This window comes from Paenibacillus xylaniclasticus (assembly GCF_004001065.1).
GTDB lineage: Bacteria > Bacillota > Bacilli > Paenibacillales > Paenibacillaceae > Paenibacillus_T > Paenibacillus_T xylaniclasticus.
This window is the reverse complement of sequence record NZ_BIML01000015.1, coordinates 58,838-84,035: the sequence shown is the minus strand read 5'-3', so window position 1 is coordinate 84,035 and position 25,198 is coordinate 58,838. Positions and strand designations below refer to the sequence as shown.

The window sequence follows — 25,198 nt, the reverse complement described above, 5'->3', positions numbered from 1 at the left end:
CGCAGCGGTGGAGTAGAGCGACGCGGAGGCGATCAACCGCGCAATGGCGGAGTAGAGCGGCGCGGAGGCGACCAGCCGCGCAGCGGCGGAGTAGAGCAACGCGGAGGCGATCAACCGCGCAGCGGCGGAAATGAGCGGCGTGGAGGCGATCAGCCGGGCGGTGGAACGGAAGCAGAGGTTCGCCGTCAGACGCGGTTTAAGCAGCGCAAGGGGCCAAATCGTCTGCCGATACCGCCGCGTGAGCAGACTGTAGCCGCAACCTCAGAGTCGGCGCTTGAAGGCAGAGCTAATCTTCAACGCGGTGGCGGAGAGAATGAATAGATAGCCGTTCGATAATAAAAGGTTGTGCGAGAAATCTCTCTTCTGCACAACCTTTTGTAATAGTATAGCCCCCGGCCGCTGGTCGGGGGCTTGCTGCATTATTATTGTACATCGTACCCGATGAACGCTTCACGAACTCTATTCCAGAATGTAAAGGGACGGTAACGCGCGAAGCATACTTTCCGGTCGGCTACTCCGCACCGAATCGAGCGGATATCGTCCCGGAGAATGCTGATATGGTCGATCGCCAGCATAATTCTCTGTTTTTTCTTCGAAATGATATCACACTGGTGATGCTTCGGCAGCAGGATAGAGGAACCAAGCGTCCGATATACCCGGTTGTTGATCGATGCGATCTCTGCAATCTGAAGCGATTCAATCGAAGGGTGAACGATTGCTCCGCCTAGGCTTTTGTTATAGGCTGTACTGCCCGAAGGGGTAGAGATGACAATTCCGTCCCCGCGGAACATTTCAAACGTTTCGCCGTTAATACAGATTTGCGCCACAAGAGTACCATCTACACCTTTAAGTGTAAATTCGTTAAGCGCGATATAAGAGGCGGTTCCTTTCGATGTCTCTAACTCGATTTGGGCTAGAGGGTAACTTACGATGTTCGGTTCGGTCTCTGCCATCACTCTGACGAGCTCCTCCAGCTCATCGGCTTTCCAGTCGGCATAAAAGCCAAGATGTCCTGTATGAACGCCAACGAAAGCAACCTGATCGGCGCGGTCGATATAAGTATGAAACGCCTGCAGCAGCGTACCGTCCCCACCGATCGAAATAATGATGTCAGGCTCTTTATCGTTGCGAACGAACCCTCGCGCAGCAGCGAGGACGTGAAATTGGGCGGACAGCGAGCGGGACAATTCGTCCCCTCGGTCTAATACCGTATAGTTCAACAGTGCAGCTCCTTCCGCTCTCATCAGCATAACTGTATAGATCATATCGAAAAAAGCGGTTGATGACAACGGCAGACAGCACGATTCTAACCGGTAAGTCTAGGCGATTTGGTATGCTGGTGCAGCGCCGTCTTAATATTTCTGTATATTGTGTAATGAGGAACTATTTTATTATTGTGGACCAAGCATTCCCCAGAGCACATAGACGAGCAGCATAGCCATGATGCCGTGAATGAATCTTGAAATGATAAATGGCCCATAGCGCAGATCGGTTCGGCTCAAAATGCTGGCAATCTGGGCATGTACGGATAGACCAGCCCAAGAGAGCACCCAAGCTGCAATCGCTGCTTGATGAATAAGCCCTGCGCCAGCTTCGCCGGCAGCCCGGGACCCAAGCGTAACCTCGAATAGCCCGAATACGACAGCATCGGTGAGCGGCTTAGGCAGACCGAGAAGGCTAAACATGCTTTGCAGTAAGGCCGAGAAGCTGTATAATACGCCAGATTGCCGAAGCATCTCCATAATCGTAGAAAAAAAGACGACGAGGCCTCCTACAACGATCATCAGCCGAAGCGCCGAATGGATTGCATCGTGGAGCAGACGGCCGAACGGTCGCCCGTCGGCTAGACGAGCAGCATGCATCGCATGAAAAGCTTCTTGCAGCCGGTTTCTTGGCAGATGCGGACGAATCCTTGTAGCTGCAGCAGCATCGCGTCGTCCATGGAATCGCATAAGAAATCCGAGCAACATTCCGCTTCCGTAATGGGCAGCTGCAAGCAGCGGCGCCAGCGAGGCATTGTGAAAGAAGCCGATCGACACGGCACCGATTAGGAATATCGGGTCTGATGTCGTCGTAAAGGCGACGAGCCGCTCGCCTTCGATTCTTGTTACGAGCTGCTGCTCGCGCAGCTGCGAGGTAAGCCGGGCGCCAACCGGGTAGCCCGACACATATCCCATCGCGACGACAAAGCCGCCCGCACCTGGAAGGTTGAACAAAGGCCGCATGAGTGGGTCTAGCAGCTTTCCGAGAAAATGGACGATGCCGAATCCGAGCAGCATCTCCGATAAGACGAAGAAGGGGAACAGCGCGGGGAAAAGCACCTCCCACCAGACGGCAAGGCCGCGCGAAGATGATTGAAGTGCCTCGGCAGGGAAAAGGACGAGCAATATACATAAACCAATCGTCGCCCATGCGACGACGGCATCGGGACGAAGCCAGGCTCTTATCATGCCATTGAGCCTCCTTCAGATAGATTAGAAGATAAGAATGATAATGTAATCAGCAGCCTGTCCGGTTTGTTTCCTGATTAATATGCGGCTGCCTGTAAAAAAATTCTTAGAAAACGTTTGCAAAAAATGATGCTATTGTGCACGGGGTATGCTACAATGAGAGTAATCCAGAATGTTTGGAGGGATGCAGGATGATGAGTATTATAGCTGGAATTCTTGTATGCGCTTTCGTATATGTCATCCGCGAATCATTGTTAGCTCCTGGAGAAGAGGACTACGAAGGATAGAAATATTACATTTGCTAAAGCCCGCAGCTGCTGCGGGCTTTTTTTATTTTTTGCGCTATAATAGAGATGACTAATGAACGAGGTAACAGTGCCTGTAAGGTTACCTAAATTAATTCAATAATAGGTCTATAGTTGCGCTTCGATATGCTATTTTCGAAAATTTATTTATAAATAGTCACAAATAGATGATACTTAAGAACTAAACTTTTAAAGGGAGAATGACGATGAATTCATATATGACGATTTATGAGGCAATTGGCGGAGAAGTGGGAGTTAGGCGGATCGTAGAAGCTTTCTACCCGAAAGTGCAGCGGAATCCATTGATTGGGCCGTTGTTTCCAGCCGATATCACGCCTGTTATGGAAAAACAATTTTTGTTTCTGACCCAGTTTTTTGGAGGACCTCAGCTTTATTCGGACCAATACGGACACCCAATGATGAGAGCGAGACATTTGCCGTTTCCGATTACGCCGCAGAGAGCAGAGGCTTGGCTTGGTTGTATGCGTGAAGCGCTGGAGGAGCTTGGCGTTCCGGAGGATTTGAGAGCTGTCATATTGGAAAGGTTAAGCGGCCCTGCACATCATTTCGTTAACACACCTGCTGATTAACGAGGAGGAGAGTGAAGGCGATGGAGCCGTTATATTTGTCAAAGGTAGTTTGCACATGCTGCGAAGCGACGTTTACGACGTCACGAGTTCGATCAACTTTTAAACGTCGGGTGAAGACAGACACCGATTTTTGTGGATATTTCAAGGACGGGATTAACCCGGAATATTACGTCGTTCGTGTATGCCCTGAGTGCGGATATGCGTTCACGGAGCACAGTAAGCCGCATTTGACGGAGCGTCAGCGCGCTGATTATTGGGAGAAGCTGGGCAAGCGTTGGAATGGTCGCAGCTACTGCGGAGAACGGAATAGCGTACAAGCGCTTGAGACATACAAGCTTGCGCTGTTATGTGCCCAAATCGTCGATGAGTCGATTCGCGTTATGGCTTCCCTGCTTCATCATATTGCATGGCTTTACCGCGAGACACAGAACGTGGAGCAGGAGCAGCGTTTTCTCCGTCATGCTTTGGATGCATATATTCAAGTGTATGAGACGGAAGGCTCTGAGCTTAATGACGCCCGATTGATGTACTTGATCGGAGAGCTGCACCGGCGGACGGGACGTCCAAACGAGGCGGTCCGCTGGTTCTCGCGCGTTGTGAACGACAAGCGGATCATAGATGCGGCGATGATAAAGGCTTGCCGAGAGCAGTGGCAGGCTATCCGTTCGGAGAACGGCGCTGCAATCGCGAATGAAACAGCTTAAGCGGATAAGATAAAGAAACTCTTGGATCGAGCAGTCATGTAGACGGCTTTGGCCAAGAGTTTCTTTGTGTGCGAACCGTTATCTCAGCTTCGTATCGGTTAGCAAATAGTCTGCGTCCGCGTCGATCACTGTCACTTTACCGTGGCAGCATGGGAATACGAGCAGCTTTTTCTTGCCGCTTTGGATGTCGGGAAGCTCGGACGGCTTCAGCGGGATTAAGACGTTAGCTGCATGACAGAAGGGACATTCCGACACGTACATATCGCCCCTGACGATGTCGTATGTCCAAGCTCGTTCGAACGGAATCATGTTGATTCAGGTTCCGAGCCGTCTGGTTTCGCTGCTTCACCGGCTGGAGGAGCGGATTGAGCCAGCTCGGCCATTTTTTGCAGCAAAATATGACGGGGCATATGCATCAGATGCTCAATCGGCACCTTTAAATGCTCGGCTAGCTTAACGGCGGTTTCAGCCGAAATGGGAAGTGGTTGGGGCATAGTAACGTCCTCCTTCTATCTGTCTGCACGGATCGTTCTAGATTACACGACCGATGTGCAGCGCACTTCTTGTATCGGATATAATAAAGTTATACACTGCATGCTGGAATAGCGCAAACATTAAGCGGTTTTAAGATTGGCAAATATGAAAGGCGGGACACTAGATGAGCGGTACATATCCGATGACTTGGGATTTGGAATCGATTTATGCAGGCGGCTCGAGCTCGAACGCATTCAAAGAAGAGCTTAGCGGTATGGAGCGGGATATCGAGGAGCTGATTCGCTCGCTGGATGAAGCAGAGACGAAAGGCGTGAACGATCCATTCCATCAGCAAGCGCTATTGACGGCGTGGACGGAAGCGATCCAATCTGTCACGCTTCGTCTGCGGGAAGCGGATTCGTTCGTCGCCTGCCTAATGGCGCAGAATATGAAGGACACCGCCGCAAATGGCTTGAATGACCGGGTGAAAACAATTGGCGCTCGAATGCTAGGCGCACTGACGAAGTTCGATGCGCGAATTGCGGCTGTATCTGATACGTTATGGAATACTTGGCTTGAAGAGGGACCGGCAGGACCATCGGCCTTTGCTCTCTCCGAACGACGTGAGGCAGCGAAGGAGAAGATGGCTCCGGAGCTTGAAGAGCTGGCCGGCGATCTTGCGGTAGACGGCTACCACGGCTGGGGGGAGCTGTACAACACGATCGTGTCCCGCGCCAAATTTACTGTAACGGAACCGGACGGATCACAGCGCGTATTGTCCGCTGGCCAGATGCATAATCGTCTGTCGGACGGCAATCGGTCGGTGCGGGAGGCAGCTATGGCACAATGGGAGCGCGAGTGGACAGAGCTTGGCGAGTTAACGGCAGATTCGCTGAACCGGCTCGCCGGGTTCAGGCTGAAGCTGTACAGCCGCAGAGGCTGGACGAACGTGCTTAAGGAGCCGCTGCAAATGAACCGAATGACAGAGGCAACACTGAATGCAATGTGGGCAGCAGTTGAGGAAGGGAAGCCCCAGCTTGTCCGTTACTTGGAGCGTAAGGCGAAGCTGCTTGGTGTTCCGAAGCTTGATTGGCATGATGTCGAAGCTCCGATTGGAAGCGCGACGAAGATAGTGCCGTTCGACGAGGCGGCCGCGTTTATCATCGAGCGGTTCCGCCAATTCAGCCCGCAGATGGCTGAGTTCGCGGAAGTCGCATTCCAAGATGGATGGATTGAGGCGGAGGACCGTGCCGGCAAACGTCCTGGCGGCTTTTGCACCTCTTTCCCGAAATCGGAGCAGACCCGCATATTTATGACCTACTCGGGTACGGCGTCGAACGTTTCGACGCTTGCACATGAGCTGGGGCATGCGTATCATCAGCATGTGATGAACGATTTGCCGCCGCTTGCTCAGGACTATGCAATGAACGTGGCTGAGACAGCGTCAACGTTCGCAGAAATGATCGTATCGGATGCCGCGGTAAGCTTAGCGGACGATCCAGATGAGAAGCTGGCGCTGCTTGAGGATAAAATACAGCGTGCGGTTGCGTTTTTTATGAACATTCATGCCCGTTTTCTGTTTGAGACCCGTTTCTATGAGAAGCGTCGACAAGGGCTCGTAACACCGGAAGAGTTGTCTGAGCTTATGGAGGCCGCCCAGCGCGAGGCGTTCGCGGGTCAGCTTGGCGCCGCGCATCCGAGCTTTTGGGCGTCGAAGCTCCATTTTTATTTGACTGACGTGCCGTTCTATAACTTTCCGTACACGTTCGGCTTTTTGTTCAGTAGCGGAATATATGCAAGAGCGCAGAAGGAAGGGCCGGCGTTCGCAGATCGATATGTTGCACTGCTGCGGGATACGGGACGAATGACAGTCGAGGAGCTTGCGCGCAAGCATCTGGGCGTTGATCTGGAGCAGCCGGATTTTTGGCGTGAGGCAGTCGCGTTGACGTCGGAGGATGTGGAACAATTTTTGGCGATGACATAGGTGAATAGATAGGAGAGTCCAGTGTACGTTGGGACTCTTCTTTTTCTTGGATCAATTACAGGGGAAATGACCTAAAAAATGACCTATAGAATGATTTATGATGTGTTATTCGATCTGTTTATTACACGATATTTGGCCATTATGCTATATTTAATTTCACCAAAAGCGAACAAATTTGCTATGAGCGGACAGCTGGCTGAACTTCAGCATATTAATTATAAATTTGAATGAAACGACCTAGTATAGGAAATGAATAGAAAATATTGAACGATTTCGACATGCTTTGAGCAGGTGTCTCCCGAAGTCGTTCATATGCGGATCTCTATTTTCCGGACGTTCAAGTACGGTTTCACCCTCAATCCCATATTACATAAGCATACGATGCTCTCATTTCATTATTGATTGAAGGGGTTGTGTGAATATGGAGCGTACTTTCGTAATGGTGAAGCCAGATGGTGTGCGGCGCAATTTAATTGGGGTTATCATGACCCGCTTCGAGAGGAAGGGGCTTAAGCTCACGAATGCGAGAATGATGCATATCGATCGAGAACTGGCGGAGAAGCATTATGCTGAGCATAAGGGTAAGCCTTTTTTTGAAGAACTGCTCGAGTTTATAATGTCAGGTCCCGTATTCGCGATGGTATGGGAAGGGCAGGACGCTGTCAAAAATGCGCGGGCGCTTATTGGACGGACGAATCCGTCAGAGGCGGCTCCCGGCACGATACGTGCAGACTATGCGCTGGACGTATCGAGTAACATCGTGCATGGATCAGATTCAAGCGAAAGCGCCGAACGAGAGATTCACAATTTCTTCGGCTCATAAGCCATATGCAGCCGTCTGCCGGCATTCTGCGGGAGTGCCGGCGGAACAACAATTGGGGAGGTCTTTATTATGAAATTTTTCCTGGATACTGCTAACGTTGAAGAAATCAAACGTATTGCAAAGCTCGGTCTTGCTGATGGCGTAACAACGAACCCGTCGCTGATTGCTAAAGAAGGCCGCGATTTCAAAACAGTCATTCAAGAAATTTGCTCGATCATTGACGGCCCGGTAAGTGCAGAAGTAATCGGAACGAAAGCAGAGGATATGCTGAAGGAAGCTTATGAAATTGCACAATGGGCTCCCAACGTTGTCATTAAGCTGCCGATGACCGAAGATGGCTTGTACGCTTGCCATGAGCTGACGAGCAAAGGGATCAAAACGAACGTTACGCTTATTTTCTCCGTCGCTCAAGGCTTGATGGCTGCCAAAGCAGGCGCTACGTACATCAGCCCATTCGTCGGTCGTCTAGATGATATCGGAGTAGAAGGCATGAAGCTCATTCGCGAGCTCCGTACCGTTATTGAGAACTACGGCTTAGCTTCGGAAATTATCGTAGCAAGTATCCGCAATATCGCGCATGTGGAGCAAGCGGCAATCGCCGGTGCGCACATCGGTACCATTCCAGGATCACTGCTGCCAGCACTGTGGAAGCATCCGCTGACGGATATCGGGATCGAAAAGTTTTTGGCGGACTGGAGCAAGATGAGCAAGTAATAATATGCAATTGTAGCGAAGCTGCTGCGGCCTAGTTGTCGCAGCGGCTTCTTTTATACAAAATGCACGATGAGGTAAACGATTACAGCCCAGAATGGCACTGAAAGCAGCAGCCCCCATACGCACCCTTTGGTAAAAGAAGAGTTTGTCTCCTCCAAGGCTTATCCCTCCTTCGCCAAGCTCCCTATGTCTCTTATTTATATAAGTATAGGCCGATATTGTTGAATTAAACCTTTGCTTTATGCTCAAGACCTGATTTGTATTTATGATTTCAGGAAACAGTATTGACGGAATGTACCAAACGTGATATATTACTATCAAATCTTGTTAAACCCGGTCTTGACGGAAGCACCGTCAGATTACGCCTAGGAGGCGTTGTCTGGCGGTGCTTTTTTTTGTGTCCTTGTGTAAAGGCTCATGTACCGGAATAGGAGGAAGGATGGAGACGTATCGTATTCAACTCGTGCTAGCGTCGGCGGACAGCGGTTATGTGCGGCGTATTAGTGAATATGTGCGCGATACGCCGCTCGCCGAGCGCTGGCAGATTACAGCATTTACGAACGGAGCGGCGCTTCGCCATTATTTGCAGGGCGGGTTTCCGGTTGATATGGTGGCTGCTGACGCCATCATGCGGGAGGCGCTCGCTGCCGCTGACGAGTTGCCCGACGTTCCGATCGCAGCGTTATGCGATGGGCCTGGTGAATCGCAGTCGTTGGATGTCAAGGAGGTGAAGCGGCTGCAGCCGCTTCCTGAGCTTTTTCATGCGCTGTATGCCGTTTACGCTGAGCATTCAGGGAGACGACTCGTTCACAATGCCCCTATGGGAGCTGCCGTCGCAGCAGTCTATTCCGCCGCAGGAGGAGCAGGCAAGACGACTCTGGCCATTCATCTCGCTTATCAATCGGCGGCGGCCGGCAGCAGAACGTTCTATTTAAACCTAGAGAAGTGGAACGCCTCTGACATATGGCTCGGAGGCGGCGGACAGGGGAGCTTCGCGGATGACGGGTTCGCTCAGCTGATATACACGCTCCAAAGCGCACCGGATCAGGCAGTGTCGAGGCTGCCAGGCTTGTGCCGCACCGACTCTGTTATGCTGTTCGATTACTTTGAGCCGTGCAGGAATGTAGAGGACCGGATATCGCTGCAGCCGCAGACAGCGCTGCAGGTCGTGGATGCTATTGCGGGGAGCGGGCTGTATGATGTGGTCGTGATCGATATGGACAGCGGGATAAGCGATCTGCATATGACACTGTTTCAACGGAGCAGCAGGCTATTTTATGTCGATGACGGAACGTTGACTTGTGCGCGGAAGACCGAGCGTTATCTTATCTACGGCAGGGATAAGTGGGGGGAACCGTTCAGGCAGGCAGAGATGAAGCAGATCATCGTTCGCAGGGCATCGTTAGAAAGCGGCATGAGCCATAGTGCTCTAAGCGGGCTTGGACATGGGCAAGCACTGCAAGTGCCGTATATCGATAGCTGGAGGAAGAGGGAGGGCGGCCGGCTGCTGCCGTCTTCCCGATATCGCAGTGCAGCGGATCGACTGTTGGAAGCGGCGGGAATCGTCTCTGCTAAGGAGCGGTTGTTATGTTGACCGAGCAGCTTGTTGTGGAATTGAAGAATACGGTGAAGCGCCGGATCGATATGAACGGTTCGTTATCCGACGAAGCGCTGTGGAATGCGGCTGAGAGTGCCGTATTCGAGTGGTGCGAGGGCAAGCCGGTTACTGCGGCCGATAAGGCAGTTCTTGTTCGAAGACTGTTTCATTCGTTCCGGGGGCTGGACGTCCTGCAGCCGTTGATTGATGACCCGGACGTCACCGAGATTATGATTAACGGGTACCGGAACATTTTTATCGAGCGTCATGGACAGTTAATGCAGTGGCCAGCATCCTTCGAGAGCGAGGAGCGTCTGCACGATTTGATCCAGACAATCGTTGCAAGCGTCAATCGAACCGTGAACGAGTCGAACCCCATTGTTGATGCACGGCTCAAAGACGGTTCACGCGTTCATGTTGTGTTGCCTCCTGTATCGCTCGCTGGTCCGTCCTTAACGATTCGAAAGTTTCCGGACAAGCCGCTGGATCTCGATGCTCTCGTACGATTAGGCTCGGTAAGTGCTGAAGCAGCAGCGCTGCTGCGCCAATTGGTAAAGGGAAAATATAACCTGTTCGTCAGCGGAGGGACAGGCTCCGGCAAGACGACACTGCTTAATGCTTTATCCTGCTGCATACCTTCGGATGAGCGGGTCATTACGATTGAAGATTCGGCCGAGCTGCAGATTCGGACGATCCCGAATCTCGTATCGCTGGAGACGCGTAACGCGAGCACGGAGGGGAAAGGCGAGATTACGATTCGTGAGCTGATCCGGGCATCGCTGCGGATGCGTCCGAACCGGATTATTGTCGGTGAGGTGCGCGGAGCAGAGGCACTGGATATGCTGCAGGCGCTGAACACAGGACATGACGGGAGCATGTCTACGGGGCATGCCAACAGTGCGCAAGATATGGTCTCTCGTCTAGAGACGATGGCGCTTAGCGCGGCTGCTTTGCCGCTGCCTGTCATCCGACAGCAAATCGCCTCGGCTATTGATATTATTATCCACCTATCCCGGATGCGGGACCATTCGAGAAGAATGACAGAAATTTGCGAGGTTATCGGCGTTCGAGACGGAGAGGTCCAGCTATCCCCTCTCTATCGATTTGAAGAGAAGGAGGGGAAGACAGGTGAGCTGACAGGAGCGCTTGTTCGAACAGGCCGTTCATTATCACGTGATTATAAGCGTAAGCTAGCAGGCTTACCGCCTATTTTCGGAGGGAATGGGTGATGAGAGGGGATAAACGAATAATGAATCCGTTTTATCGCGGGGCAGCTTGGCTAGGGTGGAACTTTGATTTCGAGCATGACAGGAACGGGCTGCGGCTTCCCGACTATTCGGAGTATCGGCTGTCACCTCACGAATTTATGCTTTCGTTAGCGGCAGGAGTCGCGGGGCTATTTATTATTGCCTATACGTTTTATCAATCGTTACCGGCGGCAGTTATGTTAAGCCCTGCAGGTGCATTGCTGCCGCGTTATCGCAAAGCGGGGCTGCTGGCCAAACGGCGTGAGCGGCTGCAGCTGCAGTTCAAGGAAGCGCTGCACAGCGTCACCTCGTCGCTTGCTGCAGGCCGCTCGGTTGACAATGCATTTCTGGCGGCTGAGGCGGATTTGCAGTTGCTGTATCCAGGCGGTTCGGCAGATATCGTGCTTGAATTTGCAGCTCTCCGTCATCGGATTTTGAACGGTGATACGCTTGAAAGCGGCCTTCGTATGTTTGCCGAACGAGCGAGGCTCGACGATATTACGCAGTTCGTTGATGTGTTCCAGACCTGTAAACGAACCGGCGGTGATCTTGTGGATGTCATCCGGCGGACGTCGCAGGTCATTGGCGAGAAGCTTGATATCGGACAGGAAATTTCCGTCATGCTGGCGCAGAAGCGGTTCGAGTCTCGCATTCTGACTGCAATTCCGTTCGTTTTTATGGCTGCGTTGAATATGGCTGCTCCTGATTATATGAAGCCTTTGTATGAGGGGGCCGGCGGCTATATTCTGCTTACGCTGCTGCTTGCCGGATTTATCGGATGCGGGGCGGCTATTCATAAGTTGATGCAGATTAAGCTGTAACTGAGCATTTGGACGGGAGGGAATAACGTGGGGTTTCTGTTGCTCGCTGCTCCCGCGGGAAGTATTCTGCTCTGGTTGTTCACAATTGCACTAGCATATAGGGATCGAACAGGACTATCGAAGAGACAGTCTGGGGCTGCCATGTCACGGGATTCAGTTGGAGCGCGAACTCGTCGAAGAGGAGACGAAGGTGCGGGATATCAACTAATGCTGCTTGTAGATGCAGCTGAGGTTGTATTGGATCGAACGGGTATGCTGGATCGGTTTCAGATGCCGCTTGCTGCATTACATGGCAAGCTTGCCGTGCTGCGGGGGAGAGGCTGGAGTATTACGGATACAGAGCGGTATGCAGCCTATTGTATTGCTATGGGCTGGGCATGCTGGCTGGGCGGTTCGACAATCTCTGCGCTGGCCAAGGAGCCGGCTATGCTGATGCTTAGCCTGGTTATAGGGATTCTTCTGCCTGTTATCAAGCTAAGAGAGCCTGCCAAGCTGGCAGAACGGCGGAGACAAAGTATTGTACTGGCGCTGCCTGATCTACTTGCCAAGTTGATGCTGTTGGTCGGGGCAGGAGAAACGGTGCAGCGGGCAATTGGACGATGCTGGGATGGCAGAGAGGAAGCATCAGAAGCGGCATTTCGGAATGGGAGTAGAAGGCGGAGGATGTCGGAACGGACGCTTCATGAGGAATGGGGCAAGCTTGTCCGTGCATTGGAGAATGGCGAATCATTCACGGCAGCAGTCGAATCGTTCAGTAGACGGTGTGCAGTTCAGGAAGTTTCAATGTTCGCGACGGTCATGCTGCTTCACTACCGTAAAGGCGGCGATCAGCTTGCGCTTGCGCTTCGAGAGCTATCGTATTCGCTATGGGAGAAAAGAAAGGCTACAGCACGCATGCGTGGTGAGGAAGCGTCTTCTAAGCTTGTTTTTCCGCTGGCCGCTATATTCGGACTGCTCATGGTTGCGGTAGCGGCACCGGCAGTATTGATGATGCCTTGAACGGATCGTGCAGAATTTAACCTAGAAAGGATCGATGTCCAGTGACAAAACGAATGACGTTGTGGAGAAGCAAATGGGTAAGTAAAGCAGCAAGGCTGTGGAAGGAGGAAGATGGACTCGGCACGCTTGAGATCATATTGATTATCGCAGTTATTATTATTATCGCCTTATTGTTCAAGGATTGGATCATCGGGCTAGTCAACAATTTGATGGGTCAGGCGGATAATCAAGCGAATGAGATCTTTAATTAGAGACAGTTCTGGTTCTTATTCGTTGGAAGCGACGCTTGTTCTCCCTCTCATTCTAGTCATCGTAATCGTGATGCTTCTATTTGCTGGTTATACGTATGAGAAGACCGTGCTGTATGGGGCGGCGGTTGTATCGTCTGAACGGACGGCATATCTATGGGACAACAGTTATCGTGACGCTTTGTCCGGCTTGGTAGTGGAAGACCAGTATGACAGCCTGTATTGGCGTATCGGTGAGGATGGGCTGTTGCAGTCATTTTTCGGTTTAGCGGACAATGTATCGGGAGATGCGAAGGTGCTGGTTGGAGAGGTGCGCGCCGAGAATGAGGATAGATTAGAGAGCTCTGGTACGCTTGCTGAACGCAAATTGGCCCGTACTTCCACGTTGTTGTCGGATGCAGACGGGATTCAGGGAGAAATTCGTTTTGTGAGAAATGTTATGACAAGACGCATCACGACGACACTTCAAATGTCGGGCGAGGTTCCACTGCTGAATCGTTTGCTTGGTCGGTCAGAGCCGAATTCTTCAGCCTCGGCTATTATCGTGGAACCGACGGAATTTATTCGGACAATCGATTTGCTCCGTTATTATACAGCCAAGTTCGGGAATGGAAGCGGCAGCACAGCAAAGCTGTTAGAAGTGGGCTCGACTCTTCAGACAACAGCAGGGAAGACGGCTAATGGTTAAGGCGAAGTATGGTATTCGAACAGAGACTGGTGTGGTTACTGCCGTAATACGAAGCGAGTACGGTGCTGTTACGACTTGGTTCATCGTAATTACGGCGGCAGTCGTCTTATTCGGCGCCGTTCTCATCGATTATGCGAGAGTAGCGGCGCTTAATGCGATGGCGGATCAAGCTGTACGAAGCTCAGTCCGCTCGGTGCTGTCCGCATACGATTCGGCGCTGTACGAGCGGTACGGATTGTTCGGCAGAGGCGGAACGCCTAGCGATGCGATCGTTGAACAGACGCTGCGCGGTACGCTGGAATATGAAGGAGCAGATGGTCGTTACCGCCCTGTAGCGCCCATGGTGGAACGCTTTCAAGCCGATGCCGCCTCATTCTTAGGACAGTATGACGTCCTGAAGCGGCAAATTGCAGAAGAGATGAAGGTGAAGGCTCCGGTCGATTTTCTGATGGACATTGGTACAAGACTCGGTGCAATGTCGCAGCTGGCGAAGGAGACCGCTGCAGCGACGGAGGCGCTGACGAAGGCAAGCCAGTTGTATGATCAGCGGCAGCAGCAGCTCCTTCATACGATCGCATTGATGAAACAAATCGCATCACTGCCGGCTGGGCAGCTTGTTGGCGATCAGGCTGCTGCACTAGCTGCTGGCTATTCCTCTTATCTTGATACGAGATCGAGAGCGAATGCGCTTGCGCAATCGATTGCTGCAGCAGCTAACGCAAGCATTGGCAAGACTAGCAATGGCTCGAAGCAGGCAGAACTTGATTTGCAGCAAGAGGCAGCAGCTCTAGAGGAGGATCAGGCACGTTTAGCCTCCTACCGCGAAGAGCTTAGCAGGTATGAAACAAGTTTAAGTACAGCAGTCGCTGAAATGGGCTTTCAAGCGGATGCCGCCAGGCTGCGGGGGAAGGAGCTGCAGCAGCTCGCTGCACAGTCATTAGAGGAGGCGGACAGGCTGAATGAGCAGATCCGTCATGCGGCAGCTCAGGCTGAGTCGAACGTTTCGACAGGGTACGATCGGGTTGCCGGCGCACTCGATGAGCGGAGCCTGAACGGTACGGGGTCATCCGGTGACAGCAGGACGATTGCAGAGATAAGAGACTCGGTTGGACAATTAGCTTTTGATGACGAGTGGTTCGTTTCAATTCGCGGCTTATTGCAGCAATTAGTTGACGACTTGTACACATTGACCGATGCCGCCTATTCATTCATGAATGCCTCGCAGTCCGCCTTGTCAGGCAATGAGGGCTCAGGGAAGCTGATGACTCTTGCAGCAAGTGATATACAGCACACGTACGTATCGTTCCAACAAGCCTATGTTTCACCTGGTCAGCGAATCAGTCAGATCGAGGCTGAAATTCACAGCTCCGATGCGGCTGAAGCGGAACGGCGCCGCGATATGCAAGCAGCGGAGGCTAGCCTGCATGAAGCTCGAGCATTGTTAACGACTGTATCAGTTAACGTGACAGCGAGTGAGGAGCTGCTTAATCAGTATAAGCAGGTGCAGGCACGTTACCAAGCGAATCGGCTGTTCAATTCGGCTGTTGAAGATGCGGGAGAAGACGTTGTGCATAGGTCAAGAGGCGGAGCCGAGGAACAGGCAGCAGCTTCGGTGAAGCTTACGGGCGGCTTGTTTGACGGCTTGGCGGACATGCTCACTGGAGCTCGAAATTCGTTCTACATCGGCGAATACGTCGTTGCACGTTTTCGCTCGTATGCTCCGCATTGGTCTGCTGTTGACGTTGGAGGAGGTACATCAACCGTACCCTCATATTCATTCGCGGACCAGGAGGTGGAATATATGCTGTATGGCATGGATGCTCCTTATGCGAACGTAAGCGCTGCATTGACAGAAATATTCGGACTGAGGTTCGCGATTCGACTTACCGAAGGCTTCCTCCAAAGCCGGGCGCTCGGACATCCGCTGTTGATTCTGTCCGGCGCGATCATGTACGCCTCGCAGCATGCGCTGGCCGACCTAGCTGAGCTGAAGCAGCGAGGTGCGACCAAGCTTTCTAAATATGCGCACGTCGACATCAAGTATAACGACTACTTACGTTTATTTATGCTGCTTCACGGCGGGGGGGATAAGCGGCTATCCCGTATAGCGGCCGTTATTGAGACGAATACGGGGACGGATTTGTCTCGCACTCCGGCTGCTGTTATAGTTTCAGCTGACGTCTCGATGAAGCTGTTATTTTTGCCTGGCGCGATGAGACTGCTCGGGAGCTCTGGGATGTTGGAAGGGAGGGTGTTGAACGGCAAATATGAAACGACGAAGCTGGCAGGTCTTTCTTACAGCTAGGAGGGAATTGGTGAGAGGGGGGGATTCTGGAAGCATAGTGTTAGAAGCTTCGATTGTCGTTCCGATCTTCCTCCTCCTCATAACGGCACTTGTTATCATAATTCAATCGTCTGCTGCGCAGATCGCTTTGCACTCAGCATCCGCACAGACAGCGAAGCAGATAGCGGCGCATTGGCATCCGCTCACCCTTGCTTCTGAGCAGCTTGCTGCTGCAGCAGGCGAGGGCGGCGCGGCGGAACAGAAGCTTGCATCCTGGCGTGAGATTGCAGCCGATGCGGCTGCCTGGCTGCCAGAGCCAATTGGAACGTTATCTTCTGCTGCGCTGCGCGGAGATACGGGCGTCATTGTCGATTATGCAGCATCAGCAGGCGCCAGGAGCGTATTGCTGCCTGTACTTGAGGCTCATGCTGATCCGAGCGCTCTGATGCGTGGGCGGGTTGCCCTGTCTGAAGCTGTTCTTCCATCTGCAGCGGACGGTGAGAAGGCTTATGTAGAGCTGTTATCAGAGTATGCTTTTCCAATTCGAGTCCCTTTTACTGGGCAAGCTCTAGTATTGAAAGAACGGGCGGTTGAACGGGCATGGATACCTGATCCGGTACCAGCGTCCGCCGCTTATGCTTCGGGCGCTGCAGTTGGGCTGACCGTTCAGCTTGTATCGCTTGAGCCAGAGCCTTTGCGCCCCGGCAGGCAGGCGACAGTCGTAGCTCGGACGAGCCCCAATACGCCGCTTACGTTGTCCGTTCTGTACAAAAGCGGCTACAGCCGGGCACGTAACGTAGGAACCGTGACCTCGGATGCGGACGGCTATGCGACATGGACTTGGCTCGTATCTGGTAATACGACGCCTGGTATTTGGAGTCTGGAGGTTCAGGCAGAGGGCGGTGTAACAGCTGGCAGGACATTCGTTGTTGAGAGTTTACAGAAAGGATGAAGCTGGTGGTGGCATATGTAGGAGCGTTAGTACTCGTTATACTCGCTTCAATAACGGATATACGAAGCATGCGAATCCCGAATCCATTGACTGCTGCTTCATTCGCGGTAGGCCTAATCGCCGGATTTGCAGCTTCAGGCATACAAGGGGGATGGTCGTCGTTAATGGGTGCGGCGGCTGGAACAGCTCCGCTATTGCTTCTGTATATGTTCAAGGGTGTCGGCGGGGGCGATGTTAAGCTGTTTGCTGCACTCGGAGCATGGCTCGGTGTGCCAATGATACTGGAGTTAGTGCTTTATTCAATTTTATGTGCAGGTGCGATTGGCTTGCTTCTAATCGTTCTTTCCCGTCTGTTTGTCTGGCCGGGCCGTCTGTTCGTCTGCGGAGGAACAAGACAGGACGATGCTGAGGCTCGTACCGTCCATCGGTTTCCATTTATGCTCGCCGTCGTGCCGGCCTTTGCTGCATGTTGGTGGTATAGTGGCTAATTTGTGAGATACGGAGCTGAAAGGAGAAGTTTGATGGAGCCTTACCGGATCGATTTTGGGATGATGAGAGGTCACGAGCTCATACTGGATCGTGAGCAGCCGATTACGAGAGAAGAATTGGATGCGATGGAGCTGCAGATGCTGCGCAGCAACTCGATTCCTTTTCTTCTGCCTGTCGAGTGGATTGATATTGACGGCAATGTTACGTTCCGGTATGCAATAGAGGGCAGACGGATGCTCTCGCATCAATTGCAGCTGCATGAATTGACCATGCAAGATCTGTACATCTGTCTATTGGCAATTGCAGATGCGCTTGATGCATGCAAATCGTATTTGCTCCGCCCAGAATGCTGCTTGCTGAAGGAAAACTGTCTGTTCATCGGTGATCGATGGGATGAGGTGTATCTTCTGTATGTACCACTACTGAAGCCTCATGAGGAATATAGGAAGGCAGTAGATGGAGCGAGTGAAATTACTTCGCTTGTGATTAAGCTGTCTACGCATGTGAAGGATTTGGACGGCGTCGGCTTACAAATGATTTTGAAGCAGCTATTAGACAGCAACGGGAGCGTCCGACCTGCATTACGCAAAGTACTGCTTGAGCTGCTTGGAGGTTGTTCGGGTCATCCAGCTCCAGCATTACAAGAGCAGAAGGGACTGCAAGCGGTGTTAAATGAACAGAAGCATGATAATGGACTTGGATATGAACATGTACATGCTGAAAGCTTTCGAAGAACGAATTCGAATCCGATTCAGCAGCAGCTATCTCCCTCTCAGTCCAGCCAGCTCAGTCGACAGATTAATGAAAGAAAAGCTTCACTGCAGACAGGTGAAAGCTTACGCCGTTCGGCTGATCACAATCTATTGACAGAGTCGGCTGCTGTTGAAGAACAGCTTGATAGTGCGCCCGTTATTGATTTAAGCGGGGACAAGCAGCCGGTTAATGCTGAGCGTTATAAATGGATAGCATCAGCAGCGGCGGCTATTGCGGCAGCGTTAGTATGGCGTTACGCATATTTGAGTAAGCTGTCGGATGACCGCCTGCTTATTAGTCTTGGAGCTACAATCATAATAATTGCAACAGCCTATATGGTAGGCTGGCGCAGTAGGCGCCGAGTAATTATGTCAGCCGGCTCATCGTTAAAGGTAGACAGCGCTTACGATTCCGACAATGTGGATCAGCCTCTTCAATGGTCGCTGGAATCGAGATTATTGGAGCGAAGAGCCGAAAGTGTTCCCATTAAGGCGGAAAAGCGATCGCGGACGGTCCATTCGTCTGCAGTCGATTACCCGGTAAAGAATGGAGGCTTGGGGTGGAACTCAAAGACTGAACAGGCTCCCGCTTCGATCATTCGGACCACACTTGAAGAGTCGACGCCTGCATCGATTCATGTTTCAGAAGCTACAGTGTGGATGGGGCATCATTCAAACAATCCGACAGGTGATCGCGACGAAGGCGAGGAGCAATGTTATTGGCAGCTAGAGCGAACGGTTCAAGGGGGAACAGAGCCTTTGAAGCTGTCTTTATCAGGCTCAACCTCTTTCTTAATTGGAAGAACGGGAGGAAAGGTGCATTACGCAGATGAGCATCCAGGCGTATCCCGCATTCATCTGGAATTCGGAAGCAGTGAGGAAGGAATTTCAGTGAAGGATCTTGGTTCGCGGAATGGAACGACGCTGAACGGTATGCCGATGATCGCTTATAAAATATATAAGCTGCAGAACGAGGATGCTCTGCAGCTTGCCGGTAACGAAGGCCCGGTCTATACGCTTCGTCATGTAAAAGGTGCAGCCGGACTCTAGTCTCTGGCTGCACCTTCATGTAAGTTCACCGGTTATTACCGGCGATGGCCTGCATTGCTTCATCGACGGATGAATAACGAAATTGAAATCCGGCCTCGACCGCCCGCCGCGGTACAGCCTGCTGGCCTTCCAGCAGCAGAGAGGACATCTCTCCGAACAATGTGCGTATCGCAAAGGCTGGGACAGGTAACCAGTGAGGGCGTCGGAATGCCCGGGCGATTGCCCGTCCGAACTGTTCGTTCGTCACCGCACCCGGAGCACAGGCATTAACTGGTCCGCTAAGACTTTCGGTGTCGAGGCAGAACAGCAGAAGGCGGACCATATCATCGAGATGAATCCAAGGCAGCCACTGCTTTCCGCTGCCAACCCTTCCGCCAATGAACAGCTTATAGGGAAGCGCCATTAAAGGGAATGCCCCTCCGCTGGAATGGATGACGAGTCCAATTCGCAGCTTGACGATTCGCCTGGTTGGAATGAGATCTGCCGCTGCCTCCCATTGCTGAACGACATCGCTGAGAAAACCGGTACCCGGTGGGCTCGATTCATCGAATACGCGATGATCTGAAGGACCGTAAACGGATATACCAGATGCATGAACAACAGCTCGGGGAAGAGTAGGTTGTGCCGCTGCAATGGCCGCAGCTCCTTCCGCAGCTATAATGCGAGATTGGACAATTCGCTGCTTACCTGCCGCTGTCCAGCGCTGGTTAATTGACTCTCCGGCAAGGTTGACAATGGCGTCTACTCGACCGATGCGATCGGCATTATCCGCGTCGTCCCACGTGATGTACTGGACGCCATGCTGCCGACGCGACGATTCAGGGATGGTGCGCGTGACGACGATCGGCTCGTCTCCTCTGGCCAGCAGCGCTTTCACGAGTGCTTGTCCGATAAATCCTGTTCCACCTGCTACAGCCACCCTCAACCTATGGTCACATCCTCGTATCAACGTAAATTGTAGTCGATCGACCGCCGTTATACAGCGAAACACCGCGCGCTGGGAACAGAACTGCGTGCGGTGTGGAAAATGTTATTCTACTTCGATCTTTGTCAACCAGCGTTGCGTGCCGCCGCCGTCTATTTGCTTCTCGATATATTCAAAACGAACTTTGGCATTCCCCTCCAACGCCGCCACTTGCTCCTCGACATCTTCACTTAGCTGATAGACGAAGGTGCCTTCGGTTGTCGTAATTTCGGCCGAGTGAGAATCGGCCAAGCCGTTAAAGCTGCCTTCTGCTTGCTGCGGTGCAGGATCAGCGGACGATGCAGATGTATCAGCAGCAGGAGTGTTAGAATCTGACGTATTGGATGATCCTGTCTCTGTAGAGGCTGGAGCATCGGATTCGGGCGAAGCCGTTCCGGTATCAATCGCTCCCGTCTCACCGTTGCCGTTAGCTGTTTCCTCTATACCCCCGGTATTAACCGTTTCGACAGTGCTTTCTTCACCGGATGACTTGGAGTCGTTTCCGCAAGCGGCGGTCGTCATCAGCGCTGCAAGGAGCAGCGATGCAGCGGTTAAGCGCAGCGTCCGGCTTCGTTGTGAAATTGTACGAGTAATATGGTTCATATGATTTCCCCCTGACTATGTTACCGTATCTATACCCTGTTGAGGGGTAAATCAAACGGAATTTTTTTGGTTAGCTTCTATTTGTTCAGTAGATGAGTATAGGCGGAGTAGTCGATTCCCTTCTTCTTCAAGAAGTTGACGAGGTTCCGGTAGTCACGCTTAGGCGTTGCCCGGATATAGCCCTCAATGCAGTGCTCGCGTGTAACCTGAGTATCTCCGCTCTCAATAGCGACCTGTGCGATTCGAGCAGCGATCGAGTGTCTGGCAATATCGCGAAATGCGCCCGGAACGGGTGATACAAGCTCCTCGAGGAAAGCTTTGGAATCGTCGCTCCACATGCCTCGGCTTTGCTCGACCCAATAATTTTGCCAATCGAGCTTGGATTTGCCGTCCTTCTTAGGCAGCACTTTCAGGAATTTGCGGAACATAAAGAAACCGCCAATCGCCATAAATCCAACCATGACGACGACCCAGAACGTAATAAAATACATGAACCAACTATGTCCATTCATGGATTGTTTTCACCTCTGGTAGAATTATACCGTATTCCTAGCTTTATTTCGATATTGCTTGTACAATAAGGGGTGATTAAATGAAAGGGGCGTTCGCTCATGCTGAAAATTGGCTCCCATGTGTCGTTTTCGGATAAAGGATTGCTGACTGCAACGGAAGAAGCGGTATCTTATGGTTCCAGCACATTCATGATATATACCGGTGCTCCGCAGAATACACGGCGCAAACCGATTGAATCTTTATATATTGAAGAAGGCCGTGAAGCGATGCGGCAGGCTAACATTGGTGAGATTGTCGTGCACGCACCTTATATCGTGAACCTCGGCTCCTATAAGGACGACACGTTCGAGCTCGCAGTACGGTTCCTCCAGGAAGAAATTCGTCGCACCGACTATATCGGCGTGAGCAATATTGTGCTTCATCCGGGAGCTTATACGGATAAGGACGCCGAATACGGCATTAATCGTATTGCAGAAGGTCTTAACCTCGTACTTGAGGGAACGAAAGAGACGAAGGTCAACATCGCGCTCGAGACGATGGCGGGCAAAGGAACGGAAGTTGGCCGCAGCTTCGATGAGATTGCTTCCATCATGGATAAAGTTAGGGATAATGAGCGATTGACGGTATGCTTCGATACTTGCCACGTTCATGATGCCGGCTATAATATTGTAGACGATTTGGACGGCGTTCTGTCTGAATTCGACCGTATCGTAGGCTTGAATCGGATCGCCGTCGTCCACTTGAACGACAGCAAGAATCCTTGCGGGGCACGTAAAGACCGCCACGCGCCGGTTGGAGCGGGCTGGATCGGCTATGAAGGCATTCGTTCTGTCGTACAGCATGAAGCGCTTGCCGATCGTCCGTTCATTCTGGAGACGCCATGGATCGGCAAGGAGGATAAGAAGGAACGTCCGATGTACGAAGCGGAAATCGCGCTGCTGCGCGGGGATGCTTTGGAGCGGTTCGGAGCCTCCTATTATGACGATGTAGAGAAGCTGCATCGGTTTTTCGGTGATTTATCTATCGAGGCTCGTCCATACGTGTTGAATGTGTGGGACGTGCTGAAGAATGATGCGAAGGCGAAGAAGGCGGATCCGCGGGAACCGATGGATCGTCTGTACGATCTGGTTGCGGAGCATAATCTGTTCCCTGCCTTGAACGAGGAGCAAATTAACCATCGCCTTATGGGCTGGTTTGCAGGCAAGGCTGCACTCGTTAATGCGTAAGCCTGGATAATAATAGATTTTAAAGATGATTAGTGATGAGGAAGGATGTCGGATAGTCATGCAGCAACCGTATCAACCACAGCAGTCACAGCAGCGCGGCGACAAGAGTAAACGTGCGCGCATGCTGATCTCCTGCCCGGACCGCCCGGGTATCGTAGCTGCCGTGTCGCATTTTTTACATGAGCATGGGGCGAATATCGTTCAGTCCGATCAATATACGATGGACCCTGAAGGCGGTATGTTCTTTATCCGTTTTGAATTTGATTTGAACGACATGGAACGTGAGCTGCCTGTACTGCAGGAGGATTTTGTTCGAGTCGCAGACCGTTTCGAGATGAAATGGCATACGTTCCGAGCGAGCCGCAAGAAGCGGATTGCGATCTTCGTATCGAAGGAGGATCACTGTCTGCTGGAGCTGCTCTGGCAGTGGCAGGCAGGTGATCTGGATGCGGAGATTGCGATGGTTGTTAGTAACCATGACGATATGCGCGGACTCGTAGAGAGCTTCGGCATACCGTATCACCATATCCCGGTTACACCGGATACGAAGCCGGAAGCGGAGAAGAAACAGATGGAGCTGGTGGCGGATAAGGTCGATTTGATCGTACTTGCCCGCTATATGCAAATTATTCCGCCGAAGTTCATTGATCAATTTCCGAACCGTATTATTAATATTCACCACTCATTCCTGCCTGCCTTCGTTGGCGGCAAGCCGTATCATCAGGCTTACCAACGCGGCGTCAAAATTATTGGTGCAACGGCTCACTATGTTACGGAAGAGCTGGATGGCGGTCCGATTATTGATCAGGACGTTCAGCGTGTCAGTCATCGTGACAATGTTGACGATCTGAAACGGATCGGCCGGACGATTGAGCGTGTCGTATTGGCGCGCGCAGTGAAGTGGCATACGGAGGACCGGATTCTTGTCCATCAGAACAAGACGGTCGTGTTTAATTAGAAAGCGTTTTGAATGAGAACTGCCCTTTAAGCTGAATTGGCTTGAAGGGCAGTTTTAATTTATGGTCGATACTGCTTGCTGCACGCCGCCGTCTTTTACTGCTACAAGCATTAGGGTTTCGTAGGTTGCGGTAATGCCTGTTCCGCATGAAGCAGGGAATAGAGACTCGTAGACTCGGTACATCTCGTGAAACAGTTTGCGCATGGTGCTGACCTTTGAAGTGAAGCTGTTGACTTCTGCGGACGATACACTCGCTCCGATTGCTTTGACTGTGTGCAGAAAAGCAGGTACGGAGCGATGCCTCTCGACCTGCTCCAGTGAGACGGCATCAACTAGACGAAAGCCTGCTTCTTGGAGCATATTCTGCCACGACGACAGCGGGAGAAAGGTTAAGCCGTGATGGCGATAAGACAAATGAAGTCGCTCATAAGCGTGCCGGAATGAAGTATGCAGCTCGTGCATGGTGCGCGGGCCGAAGGTTGTAAAAGCAAGCAAACCGCCTTGGCTTATCGTTTCATGCAAGGCAGCGAGCGTACGCGCAGGCTGAACGAACCATTGAAAGCAAGCGTTCGATAGAACAAGATCGTAGGGCGCATATCTTGTCTGTCGATTATCAAGATGGACGTTGCACACTTGATCGGCTGCCCATTGTTCGGCATCTCCTTCGATCCAATGGATTCGGCTGATCGCATCCGGGCATGCTGTACTTAGCTTGCGGCTGGCTTCAGCCAGCATTGAGGCACTGATGTCGATGGCAGTTATGCAGCTGTTCTGCAGGATTGGCATCCGGGCGAGCAAGGCGGTCAGCGTGCCCGTGCCGCACCCAATTTCTAAAACTCGGTGAGGAGCAGGATGATTGCAGCGAAAGTATTGCTCGTAAGTACGTTCCGAGAGCATCGCCGCCATACTCAGTTGAATACGAGCGTTGCGATCGTATCGTTCTTGCGCACTTCGTCCGAACTGCCGCTTGATCCGGTCATGATAGCTGGGCATGAAGCCACCTCCGAATAGCTGATGAAACGACCGCCGGCTGAGATCGAAATGGTGCATGACCTGCCTCTTCAAGCAGCAACCTCTCGGCATGTGGAATACTCGTCAGTAAGCGTGCAGAATGGTCGGCGGGACAGATGATGTCATCTGCACCATGAATAATAAGAATTGGACATTGGATGCTCGGAAGCAGTGAATTCAAATCTTTCTTCATCAACAATTGCAGACCAGCGTCCAGCGCCGTATCGGTCCACCTTGTCGTTAAAGAAACGTCAGGCACAGCTTGAATCGTCTTGTCGATGCCGCCTCGGGGAGCGGCATCGACTGCATGAACAGCATCGAGTGCGATTGAGCGGAAACGGGCTTCGACACTATCGCGGTTCGATGCCAGTGCGGTTCGCATTCTTTGCAGTTGGCGTATATCCCAGCCGCTCATCGAAGCTGCGCCGCGTTGCTCGGGACGGACGAATCTCGCCCCGGCTGATATGATGACAGCGCCGTCGACAAGCCCATCTGCTGCGAGCCGAAGCGCCAGCATACCGCCAAGCGACCAACCAATTGTAATTAGCGCAGGTGCCTCATAAGAATCAAGTATCGATCGAAGCTTCTTAGCGCCAGCGATGGTTGAACGATAAAATTGTTCGGTATTTGCTACAGCGGAATAATTAACGATATGATTAGCAGTCGACTCAGGTATATGCGTACGCAGAGGTTGAAACACTTCGCCTCCGAATGACCAGCCTGGCAGCCATAGTAAGCCTATGCCCATGAGG

26 protein-coding genes and 1 pseudogene are annotated in these 25,198 nt (G+C 52.0%); 18 read left to right on the top strand and 9 right to left on the bottom strand.

The window, feature by feature from the left end; genetic code table 11:
• Window positions 1-321 (top strand): annotated as a pseudogene (locus PXY01_RS22410) (hypothetical protein); the annotation flags it as partial.
• Window positions 322-422: 101 nt separating this feature from the next.
• Here the strand turns inward: PXY01_RS22410 and PXY01_RS14890 are convergent.
• A complete protein-coding gene (locus tag PXY01_RS14890; RefSeq protein ID WP_127570815.1) occupies window positions 423-1,220 on the bottom strand; it encodes an NAD kinase in 798 nt (265 codons plus the stop codon).
• 171 nt (window positions 1,221-1,391) lie between these two features.
• Window positions 1,392-2,450, bottom strand: coding sequence for a dipicolinic acid transporter SpoVV (gene spoVV, locus PXY01_RS14885; protein WP_127570814.1), 1,059 nt, complete (start codon window positions 2,448-2,450; stop codon window positions 1,392-1,394).
• Window positions 2,451-2,961: 511 nt separating this feature from the next.
• On the opposite strand from spoVV, the gene PXY01_RS14880 reads away from it, so the two are divergent.
• Both PXY01_RS14880 and PXY01_RS14875 read left to right on the top strand, forming a co-directional pair.
• Window positions 2,962-3,345, top strand: coding sequence for a globin domain-containing protein (locus tag PXY01_RS14880; RefSeq protein ID WP_127570813.1), 384 nt, complete (start codon window positions 2,962-2,964; stop codon window positions 3,343-3,345).
• 20 nt (window positions 3,346-3,365) lie between these two features.
• Complete coding sequence (locus PXY01_RS14875) at window positions 3,366-4,049, top strand: DUF2225 domain-containing protein (RefSeq protein ID WP_127570812.1); 684 nt, start codon at window positions 3,366-3,368, stop codon at window positions 4,047-4,049.
• A gap of 78 nt (window positions 4,050-4,127) precedes the next feature.
• Here the strand turns inward: PXY01_RS14875 and PXY01_RS14870 are convergent, their stop codons facing one another.
• Both PXY01_RS14870 and PXY01_RS14865 read right to left on the bottom strand, forming a co-directional pair.
• On the bottom strand, window positions 4,128-4,358 hold the full coding sequence (locus PXY01_RS14870) for a hypothetical protein (RefSeq protein WP_127570811.1): 231 nt from the start codon (window positions 4,356-4,358) through the stop codon (window positions 4,128-4,130).
• Entirely contained in the window at window positions 4,355-4,543 is a 189-nt protein-coding gene (locus PXY01_RS14865) for a YycC family protein (RefSeq protein WP_127570810.1), read from the bottom strand. Before PXY01_RS14865 ends, PXY01_RS14870 begins: the two co-directional genes overlap by 4 nt.
• 164 nt (window positions 4,544-4,707) lie before the next feature.
• Between PXY01_RS14865 and PXY01_RS14860 the strand changes: the two genes are divergently transcribed.
• From PXY01_RS14860 to PXY01_RS14800, 13 genes are all read left to right on the top strand, one after another.
• Window positions 4,708-6,507, top strand: a complete 1,800-nt coding sequence (locus tag PXY01_RS14860; protein WP_127570809.1) for a M3 family oligoendopeptidase — start codon at window positions 4,708-4,710, stop codon at window positions 6,505-6,507.
• Between the two features lie 421 nt (window positions 6,508-6,928).
• Complete coding sequence (gene ndk / locus PXY01_RS14855) at window positions 6,929-7,330, top strand: nucleoside-diphosphate kinase (protein WP_127570808.1); 402 nt, start codon at window positions 6,929-6,931, stop codon at window positions 7,328-7,330.
• Between the two features lie 69 nt (window positions 7,331-7,399).
• Entirely contained in the window at window positions 7,400-8,044 is a 645-nt protein-coding gene (fsa, locus tag PXY01_RS14850) for a fructose-6-phosphate aldolase (protein WP_127570807.1), read from the top strand.
• Between the two features lie 439 nt (window positions 8,045-8,483).
• On the top strand, window positions 8,484-9,638 hold the full coding sequence (locus PXY01_RS14845) for a P-loop NTPase family protein (protein WP_127570806.1): 1,155 nt from the start codon (window positions 8,484-8,486) through the stop codon (window positions 9,636-9,638).
• The gene (locus PXY01_RS14840) at window positions 9,635-10,870 is read left to right on the top strand and encodes a TadA family conjugal transfer-associated ATPase (protein WP_373864299.1); all 1,236 of its coding nucleotides are present in this window, start codon (window positions 9,635-9,637) and stop codon (window positions 10,868-10,870) included. The genes PXY01_RS14845 and PXY01_RS14840 overlap by 4 nt, the downstream gene beginning before the upstream one ends.
• Before the next feature lie 20 nt (window positions 10,871-10,890).
• On the top strand, window positions 10,891-11,709 hold the full coding sequence (locus PXY01_RS14835; protein WP_127570804.1) for a type II secretion system F family protein: 819 nt from the start codon (window positions 10,891-10,893) through the stop codon (window positions 11,707-11,709).
• 27 nt (window positions 11,710-11,736) lie between these two features.
• Complete coding sequence (locus PXY01_RS14830) at window positions 11,737-12,708, top strand: type II secretion system F family protein (RefSeq protein WP_127570803.1); 972 nt, start codon at window positions 11,737-11,739, stop codon at window positions 12,706-12,708.
• 41 nt (window positions 12,709-12,749) lie between these two features.
• Complete coding sequence (locus PXY01_RS14825; RefSeq protein ID WP_373864298.1) at window positions 12,750-12,959, top strand: Flp1 family type IVb pilin; 210 nt, start codon at window positions 12,750-12,752, stop codon at window positions 12,957-12,959.
• A complete protein-coding gene (locus PXY01_RS14820; protein WP_127570802.1) occupies window positions 12,943-13,644 on the top strand; it encodes a pilus assembly protein in 702 nt (233 codons plus the stop codon). The genes PXY01_RS14825 and PXY01_RS14820 overlap by 17 nt, the downstream gene beginning before the upstream one ends.
• Window positions 13,637-15,949: a coiled-coil domain-containing protein gene (locus PXY01_RS14815; RefSeq protein ID WP_127570801.1), complete on the top strand. Its 2,313-nt coding sequence runs from the start codon at window positions 13,637-13,639 to the stop codon at window positions 15,947-15,949. The genes PXY01_RS14820 and PXY01_RS14815 overlap by 8 nt, the downstream gene beginning before the upstream one ends.
• 10 nt (window positions 15,950-15,959) lie before the next feature.
• Window positions 15,960-16,880 (top strand): hypothetical protein, encoded by a 921-nt coding sequence (locus tag PXY01_RS14810; protein ID WP_127570800.1) that lies wholly within the window; start codon window positions 15,960-15,962, stop codon window positions 16,878-16,880.
• An 8-nt stretch (window positions 16,881-16,888) separates the two neighbouring features.
• Window positions 16,889-17,368, top strand: coding sequence for an A24 family peptidase (locus PXY01_RS14805; RefSeq protein WP_164744442.1), 480 nt, complete (start codon window positions 16,889-16,891; stop codon window positions 17,366-17,368).
• 33 nt (window positions 17,369-17,401) lie between these two features.
• The gene (locus PXY01_RS14800) at window positions 17,402-19,171 is read left to right on the top strand and encodes a DUF6382 and FHA domain-containing protein (RefSeq protein ID WP_127570798.1); all 1,770 of its coding nucleotides are present in this window, start codon (window positions 17,402-17,404) and stop codon (window positions 19,169-19,171) included.
• Between the two features lie 25 nt (window positions 19,172-19,196).
• On the opposite strand, the gene PXY01_RS14795 is transcribed toward PXY01_RS14800, so the two are convergent.
• The 3 genes from PXY01_RS14795 to PXY01_RS14785 all read right to left on the bottom strand — a co-directional run bounded on the left by PXY01_RS14795 (window position 19,197) and on the right by PXY01_RS14785 (window position 21,250).
• A complete protein-coding gene (locus PXY01_RS14795; protein WP_307719386.1) occupies window positions 19,197-20,090 on the bottom strand; it encodes a TIGR01777 family oxidoreductase in 894 nt (297 codons plus the stop codon).
• Window positions 20,091-20,201: 111 nt separating this feature from the next.
• A complete protein-coding gene (locus PXY01_RS14790) occupies window positions 20,202-20,738 on the bottom strand; it encodes a LytA/YqiH family protein (protein ID WP_127570796.1) in 537 nt (178 codons plus the stop codon).
• Between the two features lie 77 nt (window positions 20,739-20,815).
• Window positions 20,816-21,250, bottom strand: coding sequence for a DUF2621 domain-containing protein (locus PXY01_RS14785; protein ID WP_127570795.1), 435 nt, complete (start codon window positions 21,248-21,250; stop codon window positions 20,816-20,818).
• A gap of 99 nt (window positions 21,251-21,349) precedes the next feature.
• Between PXY01_RS14785 and PXY01_RS14780 the strand changes: the two genes are divergently transcribed.
• On the top strand, window positions 21,350-22,477 hold the full coding sequence (locus PXY01_RS14780) for a deoxyribonuclease IV (RefSeq protein ID WP_127570794.1): 1,128 nt from the start codon (window positions 21,350-21,352) through the stop codon (window positions 22,475-22,477).
• Between the two features lie 58 nt (window positions 22,478-22,535).
• On the top strand, window positions 22,536-23,435 hold the full coding sequence (purU, locus tag PXY01_RS14775) for a formyltetrahydrofolate deformylase (RefSeq protein ID WP_127570793.1): 900 nt from the start codon (window positions 22,536-22,538) through the stop codon (window positions 23,433-23,435).
• A 54-nt stretch (window positions 23,436-23,489) separates the two neighbouring features.
• Here purU and PXY01_RS14770 read toward each other — a convergent pair whose 3' ends face one another.
• Both PXY01_RS14770 and PXY01_RS14765 read right to left on the bottom strand, forming a co-directional pair.
• On the bottom strand, window positions 23,490-24,428 hold the full coding sequence (locus tag PXY01_RS14770) for a methyltransferase domain-containing protein (RefSeq protein WP_164744441.1): 939 nt from the start codon (window positions 24,426-24,428) through the stop codon (window positions 23,490-23,492).
• Entirely contained in the window at window positions 24,412-25,194 is a 783-nt protein-coding gene (locus PXY01_RS14765; RefSeq protein WP_164744440.1) for an alpha/beta fold hydrolase, read from the bottom strand. The genes PXY01_RS14770 and PXY01_RS14765 overlap by 17 nt, the downstream gene beginning before the upstream one ends.
• Between the last annotated feature and the right edge of the window lie 4 nt (window positions 25,195-25,198).

Coding starts and splice junctions, on each gene's coding strand:
- spoVV (WP_127570814.1), bottom strand. CDS start 2,450: ATGATAAGAGCCTGGCTTCGTCCCGATGCCGTCGTCGCATGGGCGACG.
- PXY01_RS14880 (WP_127570813.1), top strand. CDS start 2,962: ATGAATTCATATATGACGATTTATGAGGCAATTGGCGGAGAAGTGGGA.
- PXY01_RS14875 (WP_127570812.1), top strand. CDS start 3,366: ATGGAGCCGTTATATTTGTCAAAGGTAGTTTGCACATGCTGCGAAGCG.
- PXY01_RS14870 (WP_127570811.1), bottom strand. CDS start 4,358: ATGATTCCGTTCGAACGAGCTTGGACATACGACATCGTCAGGGGCGAT.
- PXY01_RS14865 (WP_127570810.1), bottom strand. CDS start 4,543: ATGCCCCAACCACTTCCCATTTCGGCTGAAACCGCCGTTAAGCTAGCC.
- PXY01_RS14860 (WP_127570809.1), top strand. CDS start 4,708: ATGAGCGGTACATATCCGATGACTTGGGATTTGGAATCGATTTATGCA.
- ndk (WP_127570808.1), top strand. CDS start 6,929: ATGGAGCGTACTTTCGTAATGGTGAAGCCAGATGGTGTGCGGCGCAAT.
- fsa (WP_127570807.1), top strand. CDS start 7,400: ATGAAATTTTTCCTGGATACTGCTAACGTTGAAGAAATCAAACGTATT.
- PXY01_RS14845 (WP_127570806.1), top strand. CDS start 8,484: ATGGAGACGTATCGTATTCAACTCGTGCTAGCGTCGGCGGACAGCGGT.
- PXY01_RS14835 (WP_127570804.1), top strand. CDS start 10,891: ATGAATCCGTTTTATCGCGGGGCAGCTTGGCTAGGGTGGAACTTTGAT.
- PXY01_RS14820 (WP_127570802.1), top strand. CDS start 12,943: ATGAGATCTTTAATTAGAGACAGTTCTGGTTCTTATTCGTTGGAAGCG.
- PXY01_RS14815 (WP_127570801.1), top strand. CDS start 13,637: ATGGTTAAGGCGAAGTATGGTATTCGAACAGAGACTGGTGTGGTTACT.
- PXY01_RS14800 (WP_127570798.1), top strand. CDS start 17,402: ATGGAGCCTTACCGGATCGATTTTGGGATGATGAGAGGTCACGAGCTC.
- PXY01_RS14790 (WP_127570796.1), bottom strand. CDS start 20,738: ATGAACCATATTACTCGTACAATTTCACAACGAAGCCGGACGCTGCGC.
- PXY01_RS14785 (WP_127570795.1), bottom strand. CDS start 21,250: ATGAATGGACATAGTTGGTTCATGTATTTTATTACGTTCTGGGTCGTC.
- PXY01_RS14780 (WP_127570794.1), top strand. CDS start 21,350: ATGCTGAAAATTGGCTCCCATGTGTCGTTTTCGGATAAAGGATTGCTG.
- purU (WP_127570793.1), top strand. CDS start 22,536: ATGCAGCAACCGTATCAACCACAGCAGTCACAGCAGCGCGGCGACAAG.
- PXY01_RS14770 (WP_164744441.1), bottom strand. CDS start 24,428: ATGCCCAGCTATCATGACCGGATCAAGCGGCAGTTCGGACGAAGTGCG.
- PXY01_RS14765 (WP_164744440.1), bottom strand. CDS start 25,194: ATGGGCATAGGCTTACTATGGCTGCCAGGCTGGTCATTCGGAGGCGAA.